The 6,956-nt window shown below is 68.9% G+C and carries 4 protein-coding genes; 3 read left to right on the plus strand and 1 reads right to left on the minus strand.

The window, feature by feature from the left end:
* The first annotated feature begins 886 nt into the window (after positions 1–886).
* The 3 genes from ACFVXE_RS22865 (at position 887) to ACFVXE_RS22875 (ending at position 5,416) form a co-directional block, all read left to right on the plus strand.
* Positions 887–2,080 carry an aminotransferase class V-fold PLP-dependent enzyme gene (locus ACFVXE_RS22865; protein ID WP_389673576.1) on the plus strand — a complete coding sequence of 398 codons (1,194 nt, stop codon included), beginning with the start codon at positions 887–889 and terminating at the stop codon, positions 2,078–2,080.
* Between the two features lie 103 nt (positions 2,081–2,183).
* On the plus strand, positions 2,184–3,719 hold the full coding sequence (locus tag ACFVXE_RS22870) for an aldehyde dehydrogenase family protein (RefSeq protein WP_389673578.1): 1,536 nt from the start codon (positions 2,184–2,186) through the stop codon (positions 3,717–3,719).
* 275 nt (positions 3,720–3,994) lie between these two features.
* Entirely contained in the window at positions 3,995–5,416 is a 1,422-nt protein-coding gene (locus ACFVXE_RS22875) for an MFS transporter (RefSeq protein WP_389673580.1), read from the plus strand.
* A 139-nt stretch (positions 5,417–5,555) separates the two neighbouring features.
* Here the strand turns inward: ACFVXE_RS22875 and ACFVXE_RS22880 are convergent, their stop codons facing one another.
* Positions 5,556–6,251, minus strand: coding sequence for a hypothetical protein (locus ACFVXE_RS22880; RefSeq protein WP_389673581.1), 696 nt, complete (start codon positions 6,249–6,251; stop codon positions 5,556–5,558).
* Positions 6,252–6,956 lie beyond the last annotated feature (705 nt).

Below are 6,956 nucleotides of genomic sequence, written 5' to 3' on the forward strand. Positions count from 1 at the left end.
ACTTGAATATCCCTCACGCGCACAAGTCACGGTGCGAGAGGTATCAGACTCTCCCTTTTACAACTGCCTCCGGGAGCGATCGGGAGACGCCCTGAGCGACGCCCCACATGGCCGGGCCAGTCTATTACCACGGAACTCTTGAGCCTCTCTTCTCCTGCTCTTCAGGCTCTCTTCGGCAGGGATACGGCCCATCCATCCGTACTGCCGCCGCGAGCCCCCGGCCTTCTCCCGGATAACAGGGAAATCGATTCCAAAGGCACAATCAGGACGATCATCACCACCGGGACCGAGGCTGCGGTCGCGGCCTGCCCGCACAGCCATGAAGTGCAGCTATGACTGCACCCAGGTACCGGACTTGCCGGCAGGAGCAGGCCCGCCGGCGCGTCGGCCTCTTCGACCGAAGGCCCATGCTCCCGCCCTGGATCCGTCCGAACATGTCATCCGTATTCGCTGGTCAACAGGACATTCTGACTATTTCAGAAGTATTGCAGCCACCTGTGCACGCCGTCAGATCGCAGTACGAGCAAGCCCTTGCCCGCTGGAAAAGCACGCGACTTCGGTCCGGCGCTCGACAAGGCGTCCGACGCATCACCATGGACAGGCCGGAGGAGACTGCCTAGACTGACGTGGCCATCCCCCATCCAGCCCACCGCCAAGTAATTCCGTACGTACGTATTTTCCGACAGCGGTCACCCATGCACGGGAGCCGACGCATATCGGTGAACGCTCGTCGACCATGTGCGCCGGATCCGTACGCAAAGCATCGAGCAAGCGGAAGTCCGGAGACGGACGGACATCCTCAAATACCTACTACGCACACGGCGAAGTGACGTGCACGGGATCACGTGAGACTGGACCATCAGCGCCAGGGGCGGGAGATTACGACATGTCCGATTCCGAGTGGGCCGGCGCCCGTGACGGAATGCTGCTCGACCCCGGTGTCGTCAACCTCAACACCGGCTCCGGCGGGCCGCTGTCCCGCTGCGCCTTCGAGCGGGTCACCGATCTGCGGAGCCACCTCGCGCGTTCGCCGATGGACTTCCTGCTTCGCGGCGTGCCCCCTCTGCTGTGGAAGGCGCGCGAGCGGCTGGCCGGCTTCCTCGGCGGAGACCCGCGCCGTCTGGCCTTCACCACCAACGTGACCGTGGCAGTCAACCTGGTGGCCTCCTCGCTGCGGGCGAAGGCACCGGGCGAGATCCTGCTGACCGACCACGAGTACACCCCGATGCGGTGGTGCTGGGAGCGGATGGCGCGTCAGCAGGGCCTGGAACTGCGGACGTTCCGTCTGCCGGCCCTGCCCACCGATCCCGGCGAAATCGTCGATGCCGCCGTGGCCGCGATGAACCCGCGCACCCGGGTGCTGTTCTTCAGCCACGTCGTGTCGTCGACGGGGCTGGTCATGCCGGCCCGGCAGCTCTGCGAGGAGGCCCGTCGGCGTGGCATCACGACCGTGATCGACGGCGCTCACGCACCGGCCTTCCTCGACCTGGATCTGGCCGACATCCCGTGCGACTTCTACGCGGGCAGCGGTCATAAATGGCTGCTTTCACCCACGGGTGTCGGCTTTCTGCACATCGGCGCGGGTCAGGAGGACGGTCTGCGGCCCATGCAGGTGAGTTGGGCTCACCGGCCCCCGTCGGAGTGCCCACCGGACGAGCCCGACCAGTTCGGTAGTACCCCGCGGCTGCGCCGGCTCGAATGTGAGGGGACGCGTGACATCTGTCCATGGCTGACGATGCCGGAGGTCATCGACTTCCAGGCGTCGATCGGACACGACAGGATCCGTTCACGCATGCGCGACGTCGCGGGCTACGCACGCCGTCATCTCACGGACCGCATCGGCCTCGAACCGGCCACCCCGGATTCGCCGGAGCTGTCCGGCGGTTTGGTGGCGTTCCGCCTGTCTGCCGGGACGGACGCGGCCGCGCTGCGCCGCGGACTCTGGGAACGCTTCCGTATCGAGACGTCGGTGGCTGAGCGTCCGGACCGGCCGCTGCTCCGGGTCTCGGCGCACTTCTACACCACCGAAGCCGAGATCGACTGCCTGGCGGAGGCGCTGCGCGAGCTTCTGGAGAGCTGACACCCCGGACCGCGGCGACGCCGGTGAACCGCGTTCCGCAGACAGATCCGGCCGCAGGGCGCGGGAGAGACCGGCGCCCGACACCATCGATGAGGAATGGCCAATGGTCACAGCAGTCAGCAGCACCGATGACATCCGCGGCCGGGCCGAGGCCGCCCTGGCTCGGTGCGGGGTCGACCTCGCCGCCGTCAAGGGCGACGACGTGGATGCCCGTACGCCGATCACCGGCCGGACGCTGTTCGGCCTGCGCGCCGACACCCCGGCCGGTGCCGACCGGGCCGTGGAGGTCGCCGGGACAGCATTCCGCGACTGGCGGACCACCCCGGCACCGGTGCGGGGCGCCCTGGTCAAGCGGCTCGGCGAACTGCTCACCGAGCACCGCGAGCACCTGGCCGACCTGGTCACCGTCGAGGCGGGCAAGATCCGCTCCGAGGCACTCGGCGAGGTGCAGGAGATGATCGACATCTGCGACTTCGCGGTGGGCCTGTCACGGCAGCTGTACGGCCGCACGATGCCCTCCGAACGCCCCGGCCACCGGCTGATGGAGACCTGGCATCCGCTGGGCGTGGTGGGTGTGATCACCGCCTTCAACTTCCCCGTCGCGGTGTGGGCGTGGAACACCGCGGTGGCCCTGGTCTGCGGCGACACGGTGGTGTGGAAGCCGTCCGAGCTCTCGTCCCTGACCGCGCTGGCCTGTTCCGCACTCCTCGCCCGCGCCGCTGCCGAAACGGGCGCACCGGCCGGGCTCAACCAGGTCGTGCTCGGTGGAGCGGACATCGGCATGCGGCTCGTGGACTCCCCGCTGGTCCCGCTGATCAGCGCGACCGGCTCGACCCGGATGGGGCGCGCCGTGGGCCCCCGGGTCGCCGCCCGGTTCGGGCGCAGCATTCTGGAGCTCGGCGGGAACAACGCCGCCGTGGTGACGCCGTCGGCAGACCTCGATCTCACCGTGAACGCCGCGGTGTTCGCCGCGGCGGGCACGGCAGGCCAGCGCTGCACCACGCTCCGCCGGCTGATCGTGCACGAGGATGCCGTCGACGCCGTCGTCGACCGGCTCACCTCCGCATACGGACGGCTCCCGGTCGGCGACCCGTTCCAGGAAACGACTCTGGTGGGACCACTGGTCAACGAGGCGTCGCACACCAGGATGCGCCAGGCCCTCGACCGCGCGGTCGAGGACGGAGGCACCGTGTGCACCGGCGGCGATCGGCATCTCGCCGATGCGGCGCCGGACGGCTACTACGTACGGCCCGCCCTCGTACGGATGCCCGCGCAGACCGCCGTCGTCCGCGAGGAGACCTTCGCTCCTGTCCTCTACGTGCTCACCTACCGCGACTTCGACGAGGCCGTCCGGCTGCACAACGACGTGCCGCAGGGACTGTCGTCCGGAATCTTCACCGCGGACCAGCGCGAGGCCGAACGGTTCATGGCCGCCGACGGCGCGGACTGCGGCATCGTCAACGTCAACATCGGGACGTCGGGGGCGGAGATCGGCGGTGCGTTCGGTGGTGAGAAGGAGACCGGTGGCGGGCGCGAGTCCGGGTCCGATGCCTGGCGGGCCTACATGCGGCGCGCGACCAACACGGTGAACTACTCGGGACACGTGGCGCTGGCACAGGGGGTGGACTTCTCCCGCTGAGGGCTGTCGCGAAATCCGTGGTGGATCGACGCGCGGCGCCGGATGCGCCGCGAGGCGGAAGGGCGTCCCGGTACCAGGTGCATTCAGATGCTCCGGCACCGCTGCGGGGTGCCGGAGCTGTCGTCGTGCTCCGCCCCGCCGTGGATTGCGGTTCAGTCCCTGGGTGACGAACGGCAGGGAGCGGAAAGGGTGTCGGGCAGCGGCCCGACACATCGCGGCACAACGTTTCTGGGGGCGGCATGCGTGGCGGGGCAACGGCGACGACAACACTCGCATTGGCGTGTGCGGCGCAGTTCATCGTTCTGTTCGACGTATCGGTCATCACTGTCGCGCTGCCGTCGGTGCAGACGGATCTCGGGTTCGCCCCGGCGGACCTGCAGTGGGTGGTCAGCAGCTACGCCCTGGCCTTCGCCGGACTGCTGCTGCTGGGTGGACGACTGGGCGACCTGTACGGGCAACGGCGCGTCTTCGTCGGCAGCATGTCGGTGTTCGTCGTCGCCAGTGTGGTCGGTGGACTTGCGGCCACACCTGCCCTGCTGATCGCGGCGCGGGCCACGGAGGGACTCGGCGCGGCAGTGCTCGCCCCGTTGGCCCTGACCATGGTCACCACCACGTTCCCCGAAGGCCACCGGCGGACCCGGGCGCTCGCGCTCTGGACCGCGGTGAGCCTGGTCGGCGGGGCCTCCGGCAACGTGTTCGGCGGTGTGCTGACCGAATACCTGTCGTGGCGGTCGGTTCTGCTGATCAACGTGCCGATCGGAGTCCCGGTGCTCCTCCTCGCCGCTCGCCTGCTCCCCCGGCGCGACGGTCCGTCACGGCAGGGCCGGCTCGATCTGCCGGGCGCAGTGCTTGCCACCTCCGGGGTGGCCCTGCTCACCCTCGGCGTCGCCCAGGCCCACACCCACGACTGGTCCGATGCCGCCACGGCCGCGCCACTCGCCGGCGGGAGTGTCGCTCTCGTCGCGTTGGCGGTCGTGGAGAAGCGGATCGCTTCGGAGCCACTGATCCCGCCGCGTCTGTTCACACTTCCCGGGGTCGGCTGGGGCAACTTGGCGATGCTGCTGGCGGGAGCGGGTTTCCACATCCCGATGTGGTACTTCCTGACTCTGACGATGCAACGAGTGCTGGGCTACGGTGCGGCGCAGACGGGTCTCGGGTTCATGCCGCACACCGTGGTGATGCTGCTGGTCGGGCTGTTCCTCACACCACGACTGATGCGGTACGTGCAGCCGCGGGTGCTGATAGCCGCCGGTGCGCTCGTCGCCGCGACGGGCTTCCTGTGGCAGAGCACCATCACCCCGGACAGCACGTATCTCCAGGGCATCTTCGGCCCCGCCGTGGTGATTTCCTTCGGCGGGGGCCTGGTCAGCACCCCTCTGACGACGACGGTGACGTCGGGGGTCGGGGCTGCCGATGCCGGTGCGGCGTCCGGGTTGGTGAACACGGCCCGGCAGTTCGGCGGTGCCTTCGGCCTCGCTGTGCTGCTCACCCTCACCACGACCGACGCCGGCACGGCTGCCGCGCTCGTGGACAGCTACGGGGACGCGTTCCAGGGGATAGCCGTCGTCCTGGTCGCTCTCGCGGTACTCGCGGTCGCGCTGCCCGCCCAGCGCCGCCTCCCAGGCGGCGAACAGCACGACCGGGGAATTCCTCGGCAGGCCGGCGCGGATCAGGGAACGTCCGTCGACTCACCCTGAGCGGTCGGGGCGGACCTCGGGACGGCTGCCGCCCGCCGGCACGCCGCCCGGAACCGGGCAGCTGCCGAGTAGGCCTCCACACGGCAGCCCCGGCCCGATTCCGACGGGCCGGGGCTACCGGGCTGGACGAGTGGTGGCGTCACCACTCGTTGTAGTGGTCCTGAATGACCCGGAAGCTGCCGACGACACCGTCGTTGGTGAACAGGCCGCCGCGGACTTCGGGGGTCACGACGCCGTGGGTGGCGCCGTAAGGTCCGACGGTGGCGACCGGAGAACCGTTGTCGCAGGTGGACCCTCGGAAGACCTCGACGGTCTTCCGGCTGTCGTTACGGATGTTGAAGCTGCTGGAGCCCAGTCCGCTGGCGGCAGTGATGCACCCCTCGGAGTAGGCGGAGTACTCCCGATCGTTGAAGTAGATCCTGCCTTCTCCCTTACGGTCGTAGCCGCGGTCATCGCCGCCGTAACCACCCCCGCCGCCGTAACCACCGTCGCGCCCTTCACCGCCGTAACCACCATCACGGCCTTCACCTCCATAACCACCGTCACGGCCTTCACCGCCGTCACCACCGTCACGGCCTTCACCACCGTCACGGCCTCCACCCTGGTTCCCCCTTCCGCTGTCGTCGGCGGGGGGAGCAGCGGCGGGGGCACCCTGCCGTGCGGCAGGGGCGGTCTTGGGAACTGCCGGAGCGGCCTGCCGGGCGGCCGACACGGTCTTCTGGACGGACGGGGCGGAGTCGGAAGATCCTGCGGTCGCGGCGTAGGTGATGCCGGAGGCGGCGATGGCCGCGGCGCCTGCTACAGCGGCGGTCATGACGACGGTGCGCGTGTTCATGTCACTTCTCTCTGTCTCAGAGACGCCGGCCGGAAAGCCGACCTGCGACGAACGTACTGACGGCCCCATTGGCTGTCATATCGGGCATGGTCGAGGTGGGACGCCACAGGGCCGACCGGGTGTACGCGAGACTCCCGGGAGGCTCCGATCCACCATGTGACGCACCATCAAAAGCCGGGATGGTAAGCACTTTTTATGAACGATTAGCCCTTTCGGGCGATTCACTGACACACGCTCACCCCGTCGGCGGCGTGTCGCAGACGACGGCCGCCGAAGTCTGCCCGCCTGCGGCCCTACGGCCGCCAAGCCTCCGCTCACCGTCTCCGGTGGCCGTCGTGGCTCAGCGACCTCATGCACCTCCGCTCCGCACGGAACCAGCAAGGAGGCCGCAGGCCGGCCAGCTAGGCACATCCGTGACAGCTCCCGGTATGACGCTCCGGACGCCGTCGGTCCTCCCCGTCCGCGACCGGTGTCGCAGACAGACCGCGAGAACGGTCGACGGGAGCGAGTTCCGGTGACGGACATTCAGGAGAGACGGGCCGCGCCGCTCTGACAGCCGATCAGGGCTGCGACCACCCTCCCCTGTGACGGTTGTTCACGGAGTTCGGGCTGCGGCGTCTTCGTGCCGGTGCGGGCGGGATGCTGCCGAGAGGGTGACCGGGCGTCAGGAAGTCCCCCGGAAAGCCTAATCAGGCACCAGATATG

This window comes from Streptomyces sp. NPDC058231, assembly GCF_042882275.1.
In the GTDB taxonomy this organism is placed as follows: domain Bacteria; phylum Actinomycetota; class Actinomycetes; order Streptomycetales; family Streptomycetaceae; genus Streptomyces.

Coding starts and splice junctions, on each gene's coding strand:
- ACFVXE_RS22865 (WP_389673576.1), top strand. CDS start 887: ATGTCCGATTCCGAGTGGGCCGGCGCCCGTGACGGAATGCTGCTCGAC.
- ACFVXE_RS22870 (WP_389673578.1), top strand. CDS start 2,184: ATGGTCACAGCAGTCAGCAGCACCGATGACATCCGCGGCCGGGCCGAG.
- ACFVXE_RS22880 (WP_389673581.1), bottom strand. CDS start 6,251: ATGAACACGCGCACCGTCGTCATGACCGCCGCTGTAGCAGGCGCCGCG.